Origin of the sequence: Streptomyces sp. NBC_01450, from assembly GCF_036227505.1 — a bacterium.
Taxonomy (GTDB): Bacteria; Actinomycetota; Actinomycetes; order Streptomycetales; family Streptomycetaceae; genus Streptomyces.
Window position 1 is genome coordinate 5,025,501 of the sequence record NZ_CP109480.1, and the last position, 18,856, is coordinate 5,044,356.

Below are 18,856 nucleotides of genomic sequence, written 5' to 3' on the forward strand. Positions count from 1 at the left end.
TGAGCGGGGACGTGGTGGCCGGCGTGGGCCGGAGACGGGTGTGGGGGGCCGAAAATCGTGGAGGACAGGGTGCGGGTGGTCATCGCCGAGGATTCAGTGCTGCTCAGGGAGGGCCTGACCCGGTTGTTGACCGACCGTGGGCACGACGTCGTGGCCGGCGTCGGGGACGGCGACGCGCTGATCAAGACCATCACCGACCTGGCGGCCCAGAACGCGCTGCCGGACGTCGTGGTCGCCGACGTACGGATGCCGCCGACGCACACCGACGAGGGCGTGAAGGCGGCCGTGCAGCTGCGCAAGCACCATCCGGGGGTGGGGGTGCTGGTGCTGTCGCAGTACGTGGAGGAGCGCTACGCCACCGAACTGCTGGCCGGTTCCAGCCGTGGCGTCGGCTATCTGCTCAAGGACCGCGTCGCGGAGGTTCGCGAATTCGTGGACGCGGTGGTGCGGGTGGCCCAGGGGGGTACCGCGCTGGACCCGGAGGTGGTCGCGCAGCTGCTCGGGCGCAGCCGCAAGCAGGATGTGCTGGCCGGGCTCACCCCACGGGAGCGGGAGGTCCTAGGACTTATGGCCGAGGGACGCACCAATTCGGCGATCGCCCGGCAGCTCGTGGTGAGTGACGGAGCGGTCGAGAAACACGTCAGCAATATCTTTCTGAAACTCGGGCTGTCCCCGAGCGACGGGGATCACCGGCGTGTTCTCGCCGTCCTCACGTATCTGAACTCCTGAGGGACTGACACTGGGGCAGCCGACCGGAATCCCCCGCGAGGCCCAGGGGCGCCCGACACGGCACCAGAGCGGCACCAGCGCGGCGCGAGACCGGCACGAGACCGGCACGAGAACCAAAGGATGAGGTGGAAGCGTCTTCCAGAGGAGCGTCGGGGGCGAGTAAGTCATGACAATTCAGGGCGTCGAACCGTCTCAAAATGGTGTCCATCATGCGAACGGCCGAGGGAAGGCGACCCTTACAGACGTAGGGTTGGTCCTGGGAAGGTCTGCGGGAAGGCCGCTCCCAGACAGCCGCCTCGAAGGAGGTCCAGTTAAGTGACCAGCCAGGTCAGTAGCCCAGCGGAGCATGCCGACGGAGCCGTCGTAGGAGAACAGCGCAAACCGGCGAGGGCAAAGGAAACTCGCCGGCTCGACCGGGTGATCATCCGGTTCGCGGGTGACTCCGGTGATGGAATGCAACTCACCGGCGACCGCTTCACCTCCGAAACGGCGTCCTTCGGCAATGATCTTTCCACGCTGCCGAACTTCCCCGCCGAAATCCGAGCGCCCGCAGGCACACTGCCGGGCGTTTCTTCATTTCAGCTGCATTTCGCGGACCACGACATCCTCACGCCCGGTGACGCGCCGAATGTCCTGGTAGCCATGAACCCGGCCGCCCTGAAGGCGAACATCGGTGATGTGCCGCGTGGCGCGGAGATCATCGTCAACACGGACGAGTTCACCAAGCGGGCGATGGCGAAGGTCGGCTACGCCGCCAGCCCGCTGGAGGACGGTTCGCTGGACGGGTACGCCGTCCATCCGGTCCCGCTGACGACGATGACGGTCGAGGCGCTCAAGGAGTTCGAGCTGTCCCGCAAGGAGGCCGAGCGCAGCAAGAACATGTTCGCGCTGGGGCTTCTGTCGTGGATGTATCACCGGCCCACCGAGGGCACGGAGAAGTTCCTGCAGACCAAGTTCGCGAAGAAGCCCGAGATCGCCGCCGCCAACATCGCCGCGTTCCGGGCGGGCTGGAACTTCGGCGAGACGACGGAGGACTTCGCGGTCTCGTACGAGGTCGCTCCGGCCGCCAAGACCTTCCCGACCGGCACCTACCGCAACATCTCCGGGAACCTGGCCCTGTCGTACGGCCTGATCGCCGCCTCCAAGCAGGCGGACCTGCCCCTCTACCTGGGCTCTTACCCGATCACCCCCGCCTCCGACATCCTGCACGAGCTCAGCAAGCACAAGAATTTCGGCGTGCGCACCTTCCAGGCCGAGGACGAGATCGCGGGCATCGGCGCCGCCCTGGGCGCGGCCTTCGGCGGCTCCCTCGCCGTCACCACCACCTCCGGGCCGGGCGTGGCACTGAAGTCGGAGACCATCGGGCTCGCGGTCTCCCTGGAACTGCCACTGCTGGTCATCGACATCCAGCGCGGCGGGCCGTCCACGGGTCTGCCGACGAAGACGGAGCAGGCGGACCTGCTCCAGGCGATGTACGGGCGCAACGGAGAGGCCCCGGTCCCGGTGGTCGCCCCGTGCACACCGGCCGACTGCTTCGACGCCGCCCTGGAGGCGGCCCGGATCGCCCTCACCTACCGCACCCCCGTCCTCCTCCTGTCCGACGGCTACCTGGCCAACGGCTCCGAGCCGTGGCGGATCCCAGAGGTCGACGAACTCCCGGATCTGCGGGTGCAGTTCGCGCAGGGCCCGAACCACACGCTGGACGACGGCACGGAAGTGTTCTGGCCGTACAAGCGCGACCCGCAGACCCTGGCCCGCCCCTGGGCGATCCCGGGCACACCGGGGCTCGAACACCGCATCGGCGGCATCGAGAAGCAGGACGGCACGGGCAACATCTCCTACGACCCCGCCAACCACGACTTCATGGTCCGCACCCGCCAGGCGAAGATCGACGGCATCGATGTCCCGGACATCGAGGTCGACGACCCCTCCGGCGAGGCCAACACCCTCGTGCTGGGCTGGGGTTCGACGTACGGACCCATCACCGCGGCGGTACGGCGGCTGCGGGCGGCCGGGGAGAACGTCGCGCAGGCCCATCTGCGCCACCTCAACCCCTTCCCCCAGAATCTCGGAGCGGTGCTGGGGCGTTACGAGAAGGTGGTGATCCCCGAGATGAACCTCGGCCAGCTCGCCACTCTCGTCCGGGCGAAGTACCTGGTCGACGCGCACTCCTACAACCAGGTCAACGGCATGCCGTTCAAGGCCGAACAGCTCGCCACGGCGCTCAAGGAGGCCATCGATGGCTGAGACGACCGCAGGAAGCGCGGACACGATCGAGTCGCTCACTCTGGTGCCCAAGGCCGAGGCCAGGCAGTCCATGAAGGACTTCAAGTCCGATCAGGAAGTGCGCTGGTGCCCCGGTTGCGGTGACTACGCGATCCTGGCCGCCGTGCAGGGCTTCATGCCCGAGCTCGGCCTCGCCAAGGAGAACATCGTCTTCGTGTCGGGCATCGGCTGCTCGTCCCGCTTCCCGTACTACATGAACACGTACGGCATGCACTCCATCCACGGCCGCGCACCCGCCATCGCGACGGGCCTCGCCTCCAGCAGGCGGGACCTGAGCGTGTGGGTGGTGACCGGTGACGGGGACGCCCTCTCCATCGGCGGCAACCATCTGATCCACGCGCTGCGCCGCAACGTGAACCTGAAGATCCTGCTGTTCAACAACCGGATCTACGGCCTCACCAAGGGTCAGTACTCGCCGACCTCCGAGGTCGGCAAGATCACCAAGTCGACGCCGATGGGTTCGCTGGACGCGCCCTTCAACCCGGTGTCCCTGGCCATCGGCGCGGAGGCGTCCTTCGTGGCCCGGACCGTGGACTCCGACCGCAAGCACCTCACCGACGTACTGCGGCAGGCCGCCGCCCACCCGGGCACGGCGCTGGTGGAGATCTACCAGAACTGCAACATCTTCAACGACGGCGCCTTCGAGGTCCTCAAGGACAAGCAGCAGGCCGAGGAGGCGGTGATCCGTCTCGAACACGGGCAGCAGATCCGCTTCGGCGCGGAACGCGCCAAGGGTGTCGTACGGGATCAGCTGACCGGTGATCTGAAGGTCGTCGCCGTCACCCCGGAGAACGAGGCACAGATCCTGGTCCACGACGCCCACTCCGCGTCCCCGACCACGGCCTTCGCGCTCTCCCGGCTGGCCGACCCGGACACCCTGCACCACACCCCGATCGGCGTCCTGCGCTCCGTGGAGCGGCCGGTCTACGACACCCAGATGGCCGACCAGCTCGACACGGCCATCGAACAGAACGGCAAGGGTGACCTCGCGACGCTCCTCGCGGGCGGGGACACCTGGACGGTCGTGGGCTGAGCGAGCCGCCCGTTCGAGGCGTTCTTCGAGGCGTTCTTCGAGGCGTTCTTCGAGGCGTTCTTCGAGGTGATCTTCTAGGCGTTCTTCTGGGCGCTCAAGAGGTTCCAGGGGCCCGGGCGGCTGACGCCCGGGCCTCGTCGTACGCGTGACGGGACTTCTCGACGTCGTCCATCCGGTCCTTGGTCCAGACGGCCAGCGCGCGCACCTGCTCGGCGGCCTCGCGGCCGAGTCCGGTGAGCGAGTAGTCGACGCGGGGCGGGATCACGGGCTTCGCGTCACGGTGGACGAGACCGTCGCGCTCCAGGGTCTGGAGGGTCTGGGTGAGCATCTTCTCGCTGACCCGGCCGATCGCCCGGCGCAGCTCGCTGAAGCGGTAGGGGCGGTCGAGCAGCTCGATCAGTACGAGCACGCCCCAGCGGCTGGTGACGTGCTCCAGGACCAGGCGGTACGGGCACATCGCCTCGCCGATGTCGTACTTGGAGACGGCCGGGGGCTTGGAGACGGCCGGAGTCTTGGCGGCGGCCGCGGCTTCTACAGATGTCTCTGCGCTTACTCCCATGCCAGTACCTTACTTCAAAGTGGGTACTTTCGCAGAGTTAGTGCACCTCCTAGGGTGAGTGGCAGACCCACCCCACAAGGAGCCAAGTCATGAGCATCGTCGTCACCGGAGCCACCGGACACCTCGGCCGCCACGTCATCGAAGGGCTGCTGGAGAAGGTTCCGGCCGACCGGATCACCGCCGTCGTCCGCGACGCGGAGAAGGCCGCCGGCTATGCGGCCCGCGGTGTGAAGATCGCGGTCGCCAACTACAACGAGCCCGAGACCTTCGGGACCCTCTTCGCCGCCGGCGACAAGGTGCTGCTCATCTCCGGCAACGAGTTCGACAAGGGCCGCGTGGCCCAGCACCAGGTCGTCCTGGACGCCGCCAAGGCCGCCGGGGTCGCGCTCTTCGCGTACACCAGCGCCCCGGGCAGCCTGACCGCCGCCCTCGCCGACGACCACAAGGGCACCGAGAAGGCGATCCTGGAGTCGGGCGTGCCCTACGCCCTGCTGCGCAACGGCTGGTACAACGAGAACTACACCGAGAACCTCGCCCCGGCCCTCGAGCACGGCGCCGTCACCCAGGCCGCCGGTGACGGCAAGGTCGCCTCCGCCACCCGCGCCGACTACGCGGCCGCCGCCGTGGCCGTACTGACCGGCGAGGGCCACGAGAACAAGACGTACGAGCTGAGCGGCGACACCGCGTGGAGCTTCGCCGAGTACGCCGCCCTGGTGGCCGAGCGGTCCGGCAAGGAGATCGTCTACAACGCCGTCTCCGTCGAGGCGCTCACCGGCATCCTGACCGGCGCCGGACTGCCCGGCCCCCTCGCCGCGATCCTGGCGGGCGTCGACGCGTCCATCGAGAAGGGCGAGCTCGCCGGCACCAGCGGTGACCTGTCCCGGCTGACCGGCCGCCCGACCACGCCGGTCGCCGAGTCGATCGCGGCGGCGCTGAAGGGCTGACTCCCCTCGGGGCCCTGGCACCGTCGCCCTCCCAGCCCTCGCCTGTCATGACCGTATGGCGATACGGGCATGACAGGCGGGGGTGCCCGGCGCTACCTTCTTGGAGGCTGCACGGGAGCAGCTGCGCGAGAGGGAGGGCCGGTGGCCGTGCGGCAGGCGAAGAACTCGATGGGGGCGACCGGCTCCACAGGCTCCAGTGACCCTGTCGGCTCGACGGGACCCCGGACATCCAGGGCCGAGCAACGCATCGGCCTGTTGAACGGCTTCGCCGCGTACGGGATGTGGGGGCTCGTTCCGCTCTTCTGGCCGCTGTTGAAGCCGGCCGGGGCCCTCGAGATCCTCGCCCACCGGATGGTGTGGTCCCTCGCGGTGGTCGGCGTCGCCCTGTTGGTGATGCGGCGCTGGGCCTGGCTCGGCCAGCTGCTGCGACAGCCGCGCAAGCTGGGGCTGATCACCGTCGCGGCGGCCGTGATCACGGTCAACTGGGGCGTCTACATCTGGGCCGTGAACAGCGAGCACGTGGTCGAGGCCTCCCTCGGCTACTTCATCAACCCGCTCGTCACCATCGCCATGGGCGTACTCCTGTTGAAGGAACGGCTACGCCCGGTGCAGTGGGCGGCGGTCGGTGTCGGCTTCTCCGCGGTGCTCGTCCTCACCATCGGGTACGGCCGGCCGCCGTGGATCTCCCTCACCCTCGCCTTCTCCTTCGCCACGTACGGGCTGGTGAAGAAGAAGGTCAACCTCGGCGGGATCGAGTCGCTCGCCGCCGAGACGGCGATCCAGTTCCTGCCCGCGCTCGCCTATCTGCTGTGGCTGGGTTCGAGCGGAGGCGCGACCTTCGGCACGGAGGGTGCGGGGCATGCGACGCTGCTCGCGGCGACGGGCGTGGTGACCGCGCTTCCGCTGGTCTGTTTCGGCGCGGCAGCGATACGGGTGCCGTTGTCCACGCTGGGGCTGCTGCAGTACCTCGCGCCCGTCTTCCAGTTCCTTCTCGGCATCCTCTACTTCCACGAGGCCATGCCGCCCGAGCGGTGGGCCGGGTTCGCGCTGGTCTGGCTCGCGCTGGCGCTGCTCACCTTCGACGCGCTGCGGACTGCGCGGCGGGCGGCGCGGGCGCTCAGGGGTGGGAGCGGGGGCGCGGTCCCCGGTGCCCGGGTGCGGGGGGCCGCCGCCATGGACGCCAAGCCGTAGAGGGTTTTTCCCTCGCCGCCCCTACCCGTCCCATCCCGACTGGGGGCTCCGCCTCCCCCAAGCCCCCCTCGGCCCCGGGTGAGTTTTTCGACCGCGGGTGGGTGGTGGCTGGTCGCGCGGTTCCCCGCGCCCCTGGGGTGGGGCTGCGCCCCCCGGTGAACGGGTTCGCTGTCCGAACTCCGCTGACCGGATTGCGCTCTTGACGGAACGTCAGCCTCAGAAACACCATCAGGCACCCCTTTCCCACCAGGAATTCGGAGCCCCCCACATGAAGCTCTCCGTTCCCGGGCGTGCCACCGGCGCCACCATCGTCGCGGCCGTCACGCTCCTCACCACCGGCGCGATATCCGGCGCGGCGCCCGCCCCCACCGCCGCGGCCGCCGCACCCGACATCCCCGTGGCCAACGTCAAGGCCCATCTCGCGCAGCTGCAGTCCATCGCCACCGCCAACGGCGGCAACCGCGCCCACGGCCGCACCGGGTACAAGGCCTCCATCGACTACGTGAAGGCGAAGCTGGACGCGGCCGGATTCACCACGACCCTCCAGCAGTTCACATCCTCCGGACGCACCGGATACAACCTGATCGCCGACTGGCCCGGCGGCGACTCCAACCAGGTCGTCATGGCCGGCTCCCACCTCGACAGCGTGACCGCGGGTCCCGGCATCAACGACAACGGATCCGGGTCCGCCGCGATCCTGGAGACCGCGCTCGCCGTCTCCCGGGCCCAGTACCAGCCCACCAAGCACCTGCGGTTCGCCTGGTGGGGCGCGGAGGAGCTGGGGATGGTCGGCTCGAAGTACTACGTGAACAGCCTGTCCTCCGCGAACCGGGCGAAGATCAGCGACTATCTGAACTTCGACATGATCGGCTCGCCGAACCCCGGCTACTTCGTCTACGACGACGACCCCACCATCGAGAAGACCTTCAAGGACTACTTCGCGGGCGTCGGCATCGCCACGGAGCCGGAGACCGAGGGCGACGGCCGCTCGGACCACTCCCCCTTCAAGAACGTGGGCATCCCGGTCGGCGGCCTCTTCAGCGGCGCCGACTACATCAAGACGGCCGCCCAGGCCGCCAAGTGGGGCGGCACGTCCGGCCAGGCCTTCGACCGCTGCTACCACGCCTCCTGCGACACGGCGTCCAACATCAACGACACGGCGCTGGACCGGAACGCGGACGCGCTGGCGTACGCCGTGTGGACGCTGTCCTCCTAGTCCTCTCCTAGTCCTCTCCCCGTCCTCTCCCCGTCCTCCAATGGCTTCCGCCCCCGTACACGCCCCAGGAGTCGCTCCTAGGGTGTGTACGGGTTGTCGGCCAGGGAGCGGGACCGGGCCCGGTCCGCGAGGCGGGTCATGCGGTTGCGGGCCGACTCCAGCTGTTCGAGGTCGTCGGCGGCGGGGCCGCCGTCGGCCACGAGTTCGCTCCACAGCGTGATCAGGTCCTGCCCCAGGTTCAGCCCCTGCACGGGGTCGCGGACCGCTCGCCAGGCCGCCGCGGCACTCTGCACGTTGCCGTACGCGGCTTCGGGGTCCTGGTGCCGCTCGCGGATCCGGGCGAGGTCGAGGGACAGGTGGAACGACCGGAGCGGGTCGCCGGCCAGGTAGGCGATGTACGAGGTCAGCTCGCGCAGCCGCAGCACCTCCGGGTGCTCGGGGCCCAGCGACCGCGACGCGTCCGCGACGACCCGCTCCGCCATCCCGGCGGCCTCTTCGATCCGGCCCATCTTCACGGCCTCGTTGATCCGCACCACGGGCTCCACGAGGAACGCCGCGCCCTCCATCTCCTCGACCGGTGCCAGTACCGACTCGGCGACGGCGTCGAAACCCCGCGCGGGAGTGGGCTTCGGCTCCGGCTCCGGCTCGGAGTCCATGCCGGACATGGTCGCCATCGCGGGCACCGGCCGCTCAGGTGTCAGTCCCACGGGCGGCGGGCCGAACTCGCCCGTCGGAGCCGCCACGACACCGGGCATGGCGTCCCGCGTCGACTCCGGCAGCGGCCGCAGGGCATGCGTCGCCGCGGCCCCGGGCAGGGGCTGAGGCTCCGGCACCGGCGGCGCCGCGGGAGGGCTCGCGGGCATCGTGGGAGGGGTCGCGGGCATCGCGGGAGGGCTCGCGGGCATCGCGGGAGGGGTTGCCCGCGCTCCGGACGCCCCAGGAACCTCGGCCGGCGGTCCCACCCGTACCGGCTCGCCCGTGTACCGGCTCGACCCGTCCCCGTAGACCTCGAGCGGTACGACGAAACCGATCCGTTCGTCGTGGATGGTGGCGAGAACGGGGTGGCCGGCGGCGAGGGCGAGTCGGTGGAGGTGGTTCAGGACGGCGGCCTGGACGGTCTCGCCGGGCACGACGACGACCGGCACGTCGCCGACCGTCGCGCCGCTCCCGCTTCCCCCGGCGGGTGCGGGGACCCACACCTCCAGCGGGCCGGCACCGGGGCCGACCGCCGAGCGCTGCCGCTTCGATTCCCGCTTCTGTTCGCGGCTGAGTCGAGCCATCGGTTCCCTCACTCGGGTCGTACTTCCATGCGTCGACCTTGCCTCAAGATTCGGTCAGGTACATACAGTCAAGTCTCTCGGCTCACCACCGCTGCATGCGTCACTACCGCGTCACAGGCTCGTAAGAGTGGCCGACGACGAGAACGACGACGATCGATGACGACCGAGGACGACTGAGGACGACCGATGACTGACGGCCGACGACCGAGGAGAGTGGTCCGGTGATACAGGGGAGCACATGGCAGGGGGCGGACGGGCCCGAGATCTGGATCCGCGGGCCGGTCGCCGACACGCCGGAACCCACGCGGTGGCACGAACCCGGCGGGGCAGAACCGGGCCACCTCGCCGTCGGCCCACGGCGATTCGCCTGGGTCGCGACACACGGCGGGGCCGGTACCTCCACGCTCGCCGCGGTCTTCGGCGGCCATGACGCGGGGCGTAACTGGCCCCGGCCCGACCAGGGAGAGCCGGGGTCGGTGCTTCTCGTCGGGCGTACGCACGCGACGGGACTGGACGCCGTCTCGCACACCCTGGACACCTTCCGCAGGGGCGAGGCGCCCCCGGGGCTCGACCTCGACGCCGTGGTGCTGGTCGCGGACGCACCCGGGCGACTGCCCCGCCCGCTCGCCCAGCGCGTCAAGGTGATCGATTCACTGATCGACGTGTACCAGGTGCCATGGATTCCGGCGTGGCGCATCGGTGACCTCACCGCGGCGCCGCCCCGGGAAACCGCCGCGCTGGCCCGTCTGACGGGCGCCGCGCACCTTCCCTGAAACCTTCCCTGACCCCGACGAGACCCGGCACCCGGCGCCCGCACGGCACGCGGGGCATGGCCGGCGTGCGCCAGTGGCTACGCGGTGATGTCCTTCGCCGCGAACCGCGCCCACGCCGCCGAGCCGAACACCGCCACGTACAGGCCCTGGAGACCGAGGTCGCGGACCAGGTCGTCCCAGTACACCGGGTCGCGCATGAGGTCGGCGAAGGACAGCCAGTAGTGGGAGAAGAAGTACGGCTGGAGGGCGTGGAGCTGGGGGATCTGGTCGAGGATCTGGACGGTGATGAGGAGGCCGACCGTCGTCGCCATCGCCGCGATGCCGCTGTTGGTCAGCGTCGAGACGAACAGGCCGAGGGCCGCGATGCCGGTCAGTGACGCGGCGACGACCAGCGCGATGAGAAACGCCCGCCCGAGCCCCTCGGCGAAGCTGATCCGGGTCCCGGAGATGGTCGTCAGCTCGCCCAGAGGGAAGAGCAGAGCTCCGACCGCGAGCGCCGAGGCCGCCACCACCAGGGTCGCGACCAGGCAGAACGTCATCGTGGTCGCGTACTTGGTGAGGAGCAGGCGGGTACGGCCCGCAGGCGCGACCAGCAGGTAGCGCAGTGTCCCCGCGTTCGCTTCGCCCGCGATCGCGTCGCCCGCGATGACGCCGATGGCCATCGGCAGGAAGAAGGGGAGGGTCGCGGCGAGTGCCGTGAACACCAGGAACAGACCGTTGTTGGTGATCTGCGAGATGAACGCCGGCCCTTCGCCGCCGCCACCGCCCGCCGACGAGCCGTCGCGCGTCTCGACCTTGATGGCGATGCCGATGAGGATCGGCACGGCCGCGAGCACGCCGAGCAGCGCGATGGTCCGCCAGCGCCGGAAGGTGGTGACGAGTTCGCTGCGGAAGAGTCCGAAGGTCCACAGAGGATTCGGTTTCCGTACGGCCGTGTCCTGGACGCGTACCGCCCCGGTCTCGGCCTCGGCCTCAAGCTCAGCCCGCGACATCGAACCCCTCCCCCGTCAGCGCCACGAACGCGTCCTCCAGTGAGGCCCGTTCGACACCGAAGCCGCGGACCCGGACGCCCGCCGTGACCAACGCGGCGTTCAGCTCGGCGAGTTCACGGTCCGGAGGTTCGGCGGTCACCCCCGTCTCCGTCACGACGAGATCCGCGACCCCTTGCTCCTTCAGCACGCGCGCCGCGTCGCCGGGGTCCGGGGTGGTCACGACCAGCCGCCCCCGGGCACCCGCCGCGAGCTCCGCCACCGGGCCCTGGGTGATCAGCCGCCCCTGCGTCATCACGGCGGCGTGCGTGCACACCTGCTCGATCTCGTCGAGCAGGTGCGAGGAGAGGAAGACGGTCGTGCCGTCCGAGGCCAGCTCCCGCACGAGGGAACGGATTTCACGCATGCCCTGCGGGTCGAGGCCGTTGGTCGGCTCGTCCAGGACGAGCAGGCGGCGGGGCTGGAGCAGCGCGGCCGCGAGCCCGAGCCGCTGCTTCATGCCGAGCGAGTAGGCCTTCGCCTTCTTGCCCGCGGCCGTGGTGAGTCCGACCCGGTCGAGGGCGCCCGCGACGCGGGTACGCCGGGTGCGCGGGTCGGCGGTCGGGTCGGCGGCGTCGTACCGCAGGAGGTTGTCGCGGCCGGAGAGGAAGCCGTACAGCGCGGGGCCCTCGATGAGGGCGCCCACGTGCGGGAGCACGGCGCGGGCGGCGCGGGGCATGGGCTGCCCCAGCACGCGCGCCGTGCCCGAGGTCGGCTCGATCAGACCCATCAGCATGCGGATGGTGGTGGTCTTGCCCGAGCCGTTCGGTCCGAGGAAGCCGAAGACACTGCCCGCCGGGACGGTCAGGTCGAGGCCGTCCACGGCGAGCTGTCCGCCGCGGTAGCGCTTGGTGAGCGCGCGAGTGGCGATCACCGTGCCGTCGGCGGGCGCGGTGGCGGCGGACCGCTCCTCCATGGGCTCCCTCGTTTCGGCTTCGTCCGTACGGTGGTCGGTTCCGTCCGTTACGGCGATCGGTTCCGTCCGTACGGTGCTCAGTGGGCGGCGTTGGCCGCCTTCACGAGCGCGTCCTTGGTGACCGCACCGGCGTACACCTTGCCGTCATCCGTGATCAGCGCGTTGACCAGGCGGGTCGAGAACACCGTGCCCGAGCCGAACTTGCCCTTGACGTGGTCGCCGAGGGAGTTCAGGAACCCGGAGACGTCGCCGCCCTCGGACGACGAGCCGGAGGGCATGCCCTGGCCGCCCGTGTCGAACTCGGCGATGGTGCTCCAGCCCTTGCCGATGGTCTTCAGACCGTCGAGCCCCTTGCCGAGGTCACCGCGGGTCGGAGCGGAATCCGGTGCCTTGGAGCCCTTGGAGTCCTTGAAGTGCTCGAAACCCTTGGGGCCCTTGAAGTCCTCGGAGTCCTTGGGGTCCTTGGAGTCCTTGCCCTCGGTGACCTTCGCGCCCTTCGGCGGGGTGAAGTCGAAGGTCGAGGCGGCCGGCTTGGCGAAGTCGACCTGGGTGAAGCCGGCGTCCACGACGGCCGCGCCGCCGCTCGTCGGGACCAGCGTGAACTTCAGCGGCACCCCGGTCTTCGCGTCCACCGCGACGGTGATCGCGCCGACCGTGGAGCCGGACTGCTTCGGCTTGATGAGCAGCCTGTAGGCGTCACGGCCCGCGACCTGCGCCGTGCCGTCGACCGTCACGGAGGTCGTGTCGTCGACCGACTTCAGGGCCTCGTCGGCGAGCTCCTTGGGCGTCGTCGGGACGTCCTTCGGCGCCTTCTCCTGCCCCTTCTCGGCTGCGGGGGCCGTCGAGTGGTACACCTCGTTCGACTTGCTGTCGTACGCCCATACGTCGTCGCCGTTGTGGATGACGCTGTACTCGGCGGCGCTTTCCAGGACGGAGACCTTGGCCTTGTCCGGGCCGTCGACCGCGACGCGCACCGTGTGCGTGCCGGAGGCCAGCTCCATGAGCTTGGACTGCGGGTCGGCGGAGGAACCGCCGGACCCCTTGGTGGCGCCGGACAGCAGGCCGCTCTCCAGGCCGCCCAGGCTGGGCAGCCCGAGATCGGTGCTGACCTTGACCGTGCCGGACAGCTCCTGGACGTCCGACTTGGCGATCTTCTCGATGAGCTGCTGTGCGGTGATCTTCGGCAGGCTGGGGTCGCCGGAGTCGGCGAGCGCCGGGACGAGCCCGATGGTCGCGGCCGCCACCCCCACCACTGCGACCGGAACGACGTAACGAGCCGCCTTGCGCCGGCCCGCGCGGACGTCGTCCGCCTCGTCGGGCGATCCTTCCGCCCCGGCGGTCCTGTCGGATTCGTACGGTGCCATGTGTGCCTTACCTCCGTCGTCGGCGGCGGCCTACCGTCCTCACTTCTCCACCCCTATAGCCGCCATTCTCACCCGAACCGGTGAGGAGTGGTGTTCTCAATCTGACCAAATCGGCCGACGAGAAGCGTCAGACCCCGGACTCAACTCCACGTACTCCTGCGGTATGACGTGAGGAGGCGGTGGCTCCCCCGACCCGTAGGGGTTGGGGAAACCACCGCCTGAGCCCGGCTGAGCCCGCCTGAGCCCGCCTGAGGCTCACTGAGGCCCTGAGGCTCGCTGAGCTCGCTGTCCGTCAACGCCGCACGAAGTCCGTGTCCGTCACCGCTGCACGAACACGTAGTCCGCCCGGTACGGCACGCCCACGATCGTGCCCGGCGAGCAGGACCCGGCCGGGGCGACGCCGCCCACGGTGTTGAGCCGCAGGATCTCCTGCGTGTCGGCCAGCAGACCGCGGTGCTTGCCGGACTGAGTGGCCTTGAGGTCCAGCTCGGCGATGTTCTTGTCGCCGTTCGGAGTCTTGGAGATCACCGCTCCGGTGACCGCGCTGCGGTCGGGCGCGACCCACTGCGGCGTACCGGAGTTGGGCTTCACGAACGTGTGCACGATGTCGCCACCGAGCAGCGCGGCGACGTCACGCTGTGCGAAGGCGTAGCCACCGCCCTCGGCGGGCTTGCACTCGTAGATCTGCTTGCCCTTGACCACGGACGCCTGGAAGTTGTCCAGGGCGTCGCGGAAGTCGAAGGAGCCGGTGACCTTGTGGAGCTGGCCGCGGACGGCTCCGCCCGGGAACTCGGCGGTGTGCAGATTGGCGTAGAACGCACCCGGGTCGTTCTTCAGCCGCTCCAGCAGGGCGGCGTCCTTCACCTTCATGGTCCCGACCACGTGGTGGCCCTTGATCGCGCCGAGCAGCTTGGTGAAGTCGATCTTTACGCCGCCGTTGGTGCCCTTGGCGCCTTGGTGGATGTGGAGCATGGTCGGCCTGCCGGTGCCGCGCCAGGTCACGGCGACGGACACCTTGTCCCCCTTGACCTTGACGAACTCCAGTGCCGCGCCGTCCTTGTCGCCGACGGCGGGGCCGCCCTTGACGGGTATCTCGTTGGCTCCGCGGAGGCTGGTGGCGAGGATGGTGCCGCCGCTGCCGCCGAGGACTCCGCTCTGCGTGACGACGGCCTGGTCGCCGTGCGTCGAGTGGCTCATGCCGCTGCCGTCGGCGTGGTGGCCGCCACTGGCGGCGACCGCCGGGATGACGGCGGCGGCGACACCGGCCGCGGCGGCCACCGCGACACCGGTCATGATCAGACTCTTGCGACGCGTACCCGACACGGCCCTGAAGGCGCGGGGCGTCTCGGACGCTTTGATCGTGACGTCGGACGCGATGTCGGACATGGCATTGAACGTGGCGTTCGATTCCATGATTCTTTTTTCTCCCCGTAGCGCAGCTGACGCCCCCTGCGTCAGCTTCTGTACGGGAGTACGGACCGATTCCTACCCTGGACTCAATCCAACAATGTGACCTGCGTCACACCGCGAGGAGCATCCGCCGGTCGCGTCCGCCAGTCGCGCCCACCGGGCACCTACCCGGCCCGGTGCACCACCGCGTCCACCAGCTCCGTGAGCGCCGCCTTCGCATCACACTCGGGGAGCGGAACGAGCGCGGCCCGGGCCTCCTCCGCGTACCGCACGGTGTCCCTGCGGGCCTGCTCCAAGGCGGGGTGCGCCCGCAGCAGGGCCAGCGCCTCCGCATGCCGGTCGTCGTCCGTGAGGTCGGAGTCGAGCAGCTCGCACAGCGCGATGTCCTCGGCGAGACCGAGCCGCTCCGCCCGCTCACGCAGCCGCAGCACCGGCAGCGTGGCGATGCCCTCGCGCAGGTCCGTCCCCGGCGTCTTCCCCGACTCGTGCGAGTCGGAGGCGATGTCCAGTACGTCGTCCGCGAGCTGGAAGGCGACACCCAGCCGCTCCCCGTACTGCGTCAGCACGTCCACGACCGTCTCGTCGGCACCCGACATCATCGCGCCGAACCGGCACGCCACGGCGACCAGCGAGCCGGTCTTGCCGCTGAGCACGTCGAGGTAGTGCTCGACCGGGTCGCGCCCGTCGCGCGGCCCCGCCGTCTCCAGGATCTGCCCGGTGACGAGCCGCTCGAACGCCTCGGCCTGGATACGGACGGCCTCGGGCCCGAGGTCGGCCAGGGTGTGCGACGCGCGCGCGAAGAGGAAATCACCGGTGAGGACCGCGACCGAGTTGCCCCAACGGGTGTTCGCACTGGGCACGCCGCGCCGCGCGTCGGCCTCGTCCATCACGTCGTCGTGGTACAGGGTGGCGAGATGAGTCAGTTCGACGACCACGGCCGAGGGCACGACACCCGGCGCGTAGGGGTCACCGAACTGCGCGGCGAGCATCACGAGCAGCGGACGGAACCGCTTTCCGCCGGCGCGCAGCAGATGCTGCGCGGCCTCCGTGATGAAGGGGACCTCACTCTTGGTGACTTCGAGCAAGCCCTCCTCCACAGCCGTCAATCCGGCCTGGATATCGGCTTCGAGAGCCTGGTCCCGCACGCTCAGCCCGAACGGCCCGACGACGGTCACGAGAGGTTCTCCTGTCTGCTGACGATCACATGGCGAACTCGGTCGATCATTCGGTCGATGACACGGTTTGTCGATGTGTCGCTGCCATCACTCAAGTCAGCGTATCCGGTCACGTTTCGATCACCACGAGCGCCCACCGTCCCCACTGCCGACTTCCTCCCGACTTCCCCCTCCCTCGCCATCCGATGTCCCCCGAGCGGCAGACAGTCCCGCGCCCGGGCCGTGCGGGATCGCGGGCGGTATGTGATAGATCAGCCGATATGGCCGATCTGTAAATCCCCCTCCCGGACGACGCCCGCCTGTACGCGCGCGGCGCCCATTGACCGACGCCGTCGTCCCCACACTCCTCGAATATCGCCCGGGCCGCCTCACCGACCGGACTCGGAGAGGGCGTGCCGACGGACCCGTACGGAGCCTCCCGCCGGATCGCGGCCCTCGCGCCCGAACCGCTCAAGGCGATCGTCACGGTCCGCTCGACCGACGAGCCCTATGACAACGACCAGCGCCACATGGGAGGTTCCGTCCCCGCCGTCGAGACGCACGCCCGGGCGGCCACGGCGCTCACCGACGTCACCCGTCCGCCGGACCCGGCGCACGTGGGCCAGGTGATGTGGCGCGACACGCGGGTGAAGCGTCTGGAGACGGTGGAGCCGTTCATCCATACGTGGCTGTCCCACCCGGCCCGGGACGCGTACTGGCGCCACGCCGGTGTGCACGCGGACGGAGGACACGAAGGGATCCCGGCCGCCGTCCTGGCGGCGGACGGCCGGCACGACCCCTACCGCGACACGGTGCCGCGGCTGGTCGAGAACCTCCCCGCCGACCGTGTGCGCGCCCCGATCGGCCCCTGATGCCACCAGCACCCGGACCGGGATCTGCCGCCGGGCCCGGCGACCGGCTTCCTCCAGGAGACGCCGAGGTGGTGGGACCGCCGGCTGAGGCCGACCAGTACGAGCGTCCCCGGGCGCGACCCCGGCATGAGCCACCGACCCGGCCTCGGCGTGATCAACAATCCCGGCCCCGGCTCGCTCGCCGATCCGGGCCCGGGCGTGATGGAGCAGCCGCCGGCCGCTGGGTGGGTGACACCGTCCGGCCCTCCCCCCCCCAGTCCCACTCCCCCACTCCCCCTGAGGCCAGGTGATCGCCCGGGTGTGCGACGTCGCTGCCGACGGTTCCTCGACAGTGGTGCCCCGGGGCGCTCTGGACCTGCCGGCGCGTTCACGACCCCGATCAGGCGGTCTCCTGGAATCCGGGCTCGGAGGCGGGGTTCGCCTTGGGCCCGGCGGGCAGCTTCCTCGAACTCCCGTCGCGAGCAAGGGAGTCGGACCCGCTCTCCACCCGCGTCCGCTCAACGAGGTCGGTCCGTCCGCACCCCCCGGAGCCACGCCGTACCGCCCGGAGCCGCACCGGGACGCCCGGATCGAGACGCGCCGCGAAATCGGCTGCGACGCCCGGGAGTTCACCACCTCCAACGAACCGGTCCGCAAGGACGGCGACGAGGTCGCCCTCCATCGGACATGGGAGAAGAGGATCGCCCGCACGACGGACCGAAATGCCGACGGCGGCGGCGAGGCGTCGGCGAGGACCAACGGGGCTTATGCGGGGCAGGAGTTCGGGCCATACCCGGACCTGATGTGCCACGAACTCCCCGAATGCCGGTCCCGCGGCCTCTACTTCAAGCCCCACACCGGCCGGCTCCCCGGCGGCCACCCCGACACTGGCCCGTCCGTGCGGGAGGCACACCCGGCTCCACCCGCGGGTTCATCGGCCCGGACACTCGGATCCTGATGTCCGATTTGCCGCCAGTGCGGCATTACTCACGCTTGGTCTCGTGAATTGGGTCACGTCCACGTGGGGCGGAATATTTACCCTCCCTTGACGACTCCCCCTTCGCATAAGGCAAGTTGAGTGGCACGTTCCGGAAAAATCGGGCAATTCATCCCTCGATTTGCCCAGGTGAAAGCGATCTACACCGGGAAATGAGGGCTTGTTCCGGACATGTGCTCTCGCATACGTTCACGTCGATCCGGACGGACCGCCCAATCCTGCCGCCGACCGGAATATTCCACCCACCCACACAGACGCACGCACGGCAGGAGCGGGGGACCCAGGTAAGTCGCCGATCCGCACACCGGAACGGCTAGGGGTGAAACCGCACACACCGTGCGGCCGGGCAGCTCCGCCCGAACCCGACAGCTCACCTCGCAGGCACCGGAGAGGAACTCGCATGGCCGCACTTGGCAAGCACCGCAGATCCAAGACCCGCAACACCCTCGTCCGGGGCATCCTCGCCGTGGGAACGGGTGGAGCCGCGCTCGCCCTTCCGATCGTGGGCGCGACCGGCGCACAGGCCGCCACCACCCCGGACGTCCAGCTCATCACGTACAAGGTGGTCGCGGGCGACACACTGTCCAAGATCGCGCAGAAGAACCCCACGAGCGGCGGCGTGGCGAAGCTGTACAAGGCCAACCGCGCGGTCATCGGCCCCGACCCGTCGGCGCTCCGCACGGGCCTCACCCTGACCGTGGGCACCAAAACCGTCCATGGCGGTACCAAAGCGAAGCCGGCGACCGCCACCCAGGCCTCCGCGAAGACGTACACGAACAACCTCGACGGCTGGATCAAGCACTCGCTGGCCATCATGGCCCAGCACCGGATACCCGGGACCTACAACGGCATCTACCGCAACGTGATGCGCGAGTCCTCCGGAAACCCCCTGGCCATCAACAAGTGGGACTCCAACGCCGCTGCCGGCATCCCCTCCAAGGGCCTCCTCCAGGTCATCGACCCGACGTTCAAGGCCTACCACGTGCCGGGCACGTCAATGGATCCCTACGACCCGGTGGCGAACATCACGGCGGCCTGCAACTACGCGGCGGCGAGGTACGGCTCGATCGACAACGTCCACGGGGCCTACTGATACGACTGGTAGGGCTGGTGCGCCTGCCGGGG

General features: G+C 69.7%; 15 protein-coding genes, 1 pseudogene and 1 riboswitch. Of the genes and pseudogenes, 9 read left to right on the plus strand and 7 right to left on the minus strand.

Going from position 1 to position 18,856, the window contains the following annotated elements; translation table 11 throughout:
* The first annotated feature begins 69 nt into the window (after window positions 1-69).
* The 3 genes from OG568_RS22480 to OG568_RS22490 all read left to right on the plus strand — a co-directional run bounded on the left by OG568_RS22480 (window position 70) and on the right by OG568_RS22490 (window position 4,048).
* Window positions 70-729, plus strand: a complete 660-nt coding sequence (locus tag OG568_RS22480; protein WP_323137216.1) for a response regulator transcription factor — start codon at window positions 70-72, stop codon at window positions 727-729.
* A 315-nt stretch (window positions 730-1,044) separates the two neighbouring features.
* Window positions 1,045-2,976, plus strand: a complete 1,932-nt coding sequence (locus tag OG568_RS22485; RefSeq protein WP_329532868.1) for a 2-oxoacid:acceptor oxidoreductase subunit alpha — start codon at window positions 1,045-1,047, stop codon at window positions 2,974-2,976.
* A complete protein-coding gene (locus OG568_RS22490) occupies window positions 2,969-4,048 on the plus strand; it encodes a 2-oxoacid:ferredoxin oxidoreductase subunit beta (protein ID WP_329532869.1) in 1,080 nt (359 codons plus the stop codon). Before OG568_RS22485 ends, OG568_RS22490 begins: the two co-directional genes overlap by 8 nt.
* Window positions 4,049-4,142: 94 nt before the next feature.
* On the opposite strand, the gene OG568_RS22495 is transcribed toward OG568_RS22490, so the two are convergent.
* Window positions 4,143-4,505 carry a winged helix-turn-helix transcriptional regulator gene (locus tag OG568_RS22495; protein WP_329536415.1) on the minus strand — a complete coding sequence of 121 codons (363 nt, stop codon included), beginning with the start codon at window positions 4,503-4,505 and terminating at the stop codon, window positions 4,143-4,145.
* Window positions 4,506-4,696: 191 nt separating this feature from the next.
* Here OG568_RS22495 and OG568_RS22500 point away from each other — a divergent pair, with 191 nt between their 5' ends.
* The 3 genes from OG568_RS22500 to OG568_RS22510 all read left to right on the plus strand — a co-directional run bounded on the left by OG568_RS22500 (window position 4,697) and on the right by OG568_RS22510 (window position 7,958).
* The gene (locus tag OG568_RS22500; RefSeq protein WP_329532870.1) at window positions 4,697-5,551 is read left to right on the plus strand and encodes an SDR family oxidoreductase; all 855 of its coding nucleotides are present in this window, start codon (window positions 4,697-4,699) and stop codon (window positions 5,549-5,551) included.
* 168 nt (window positions 5,552-5,719) lie between these two features.
* Entirely contained in the window at window positions 5,720-6,742 is a 1,023-nt protein-coding gene (gene rarD, locus OG568_RS22505) for an EamA family transporter RarD (RefSeq protein ID WP_329536416.1), read from the plus strand.
* A 268-nt stretch (window positions 6,743-7,010) separates the two neighbouring features.
* Window positions 7,011-7,958: a M28 family metallopeptidase gene (locus OG568_RS22510; RefSeq protein ID WP_266437425.1), complete on the plus strand. Its 948-nt coding sequence runs from the start codon at window positions 7,011-7,013 to the stop codon at window positions 7,956-7,958.
* A 77-nt stretch (window positions 7,959-8,035) separates the two neighbouring features.
* Here OG568_RS22510 and OG568_RS22515 read toward each other — a convergent pair whose 3' ends face one another.
* Window positions 8,036-9,238 (minus strand): tetratricopeptide repeat protein, encoded by a 1,203-nt coding sequence (locus OG568_RS22515; RefSeq protein ID WP_329532871.1) that lies wholly within the window; start codon window positions 9,236-9,238, stop codon window positions 8,036-8,038.
* Between the two features lie 221 nt (window positions 9,239-9,459).
* Here OG568_RS22515 and OG568_RS22520 point away from each other — a divergent pair, with 221 nt between their 5' ends.
* Entirely contained in the window at window positions 9,460-10,011 is a 552-nt protein-coding gene (locus OG568_RS22520; protein WP_329532872.1) for a DUF6668 family protein, read from the plus strand.
* Window positions 10,012-10,088: 77 nt separating this feature from the next.
* On the opposite strand, the gene OG568_RS22525 is transcribed toward OG568_RS22520, so the two are convergent.
* From OG568_RS22525 to OG568_RS22545, 5 genes are all read right to left on the minus strand, one after another.
* The gene (locus OG568_RS22525; RefSeq protein ID WP_329532873.1) at window positions 10,089-11,003 is read right to left on the minus strand and encodes an ABC transporter permease; all 915 of its coding nucleotides are present in this window, start codon (window positions 11,001-11,003) and stop codon (window positions 10,089-10,091) included.
* Window positions 10,990-11,955 carry an ABC transporter ATP-binding protein gene (locus OG568_RS22530; RefSeq protein ID WP_329532874.1) on the minus strand — a complete coding sequence of 322 codons (966 nt, stop codon included), beginning with the start codon at window positions 11,953-11,955 and terminating at the stop codon, window positions 10,990-10,992. Before OG568_RS22530 ends, OG568_RS22525 begins: the two co-directional genes overlap by 14 nt.
* Window positions 11,956-12,032: 77 nt before the next feature.
* Window positions 12,033-13,319: a LolA family protein gene (locus tag OG568_RS22535; RefSeq protein ID WP_329532875.1), complete on the minus strand. Its 1,287-nt coding sequence runs from the start codon at window positions 13,317-13,319 to the stop codon at window positions 12,033-12,035.
* 318 nt (window positions 13,320-13,637) lie between these two features.
* On the minus strand, window positions 13,638-14,732 hold the full coding sequence (locus tag OG568_RS22540) for a CHRD domain-containing protein (protein WP_329532876.1): 1,095 nt from the start codon (window positions 14,730-14,732) through the stop codon (window positions 13,638-13,640).
* A gap of 161 nt (window positions 14,733-14,893) precedes the next feature.
* On the minus strand, window positions 14,894-15,904 hold the full coding sequence (locus tag OG568_RS22545) for a polyprenyl synthetase family protein (protein WP_266584750.1): 1,011 nt from the start codon (window positions 15,902-15,904) through the stop codon (window positions 14,894-14,896).
* Between the two features lie 275 nt (window positions 15,905-16,179).
* On the opposite strand from OG568_RS22545, the pseudogene OG568_RS22550 reads away from it, so the two are divergent.
* Together OG568_RS22550 and OG568_RS22555 are read left to right on the plus strand one after the other, a co-directional pair.
* A pseudogene (locus tag OG568_RS22550) lies at window positions 16,180-16,863 on the plus strand (CocE/NonD family hydrolase); the annotation flags it as partial.
* 1,101 nt (window positions 16,864-17,964) lie between these two features.
* Window positions 17,965-18,128, plus strand: a riboswitch (cyclic di-AMP (ydaO/yuaA leader).
* A 3-nt stretch (window positions 18,129-18,131) separates the two neighbouring features.
* Window positions 18,132-18,824, plus strand: a complete 693-nt coding sequence (locus tag OG568_RS22555) for a transglycosylase SLT domain-containing protein (protein ID WP_266584748.1) — start codon at window positions 18,132-18,134, stop codon at window positions 18,822-18,824.
* Window positions 18,825-18,856 lie beyond the last annotated feature (32 nt).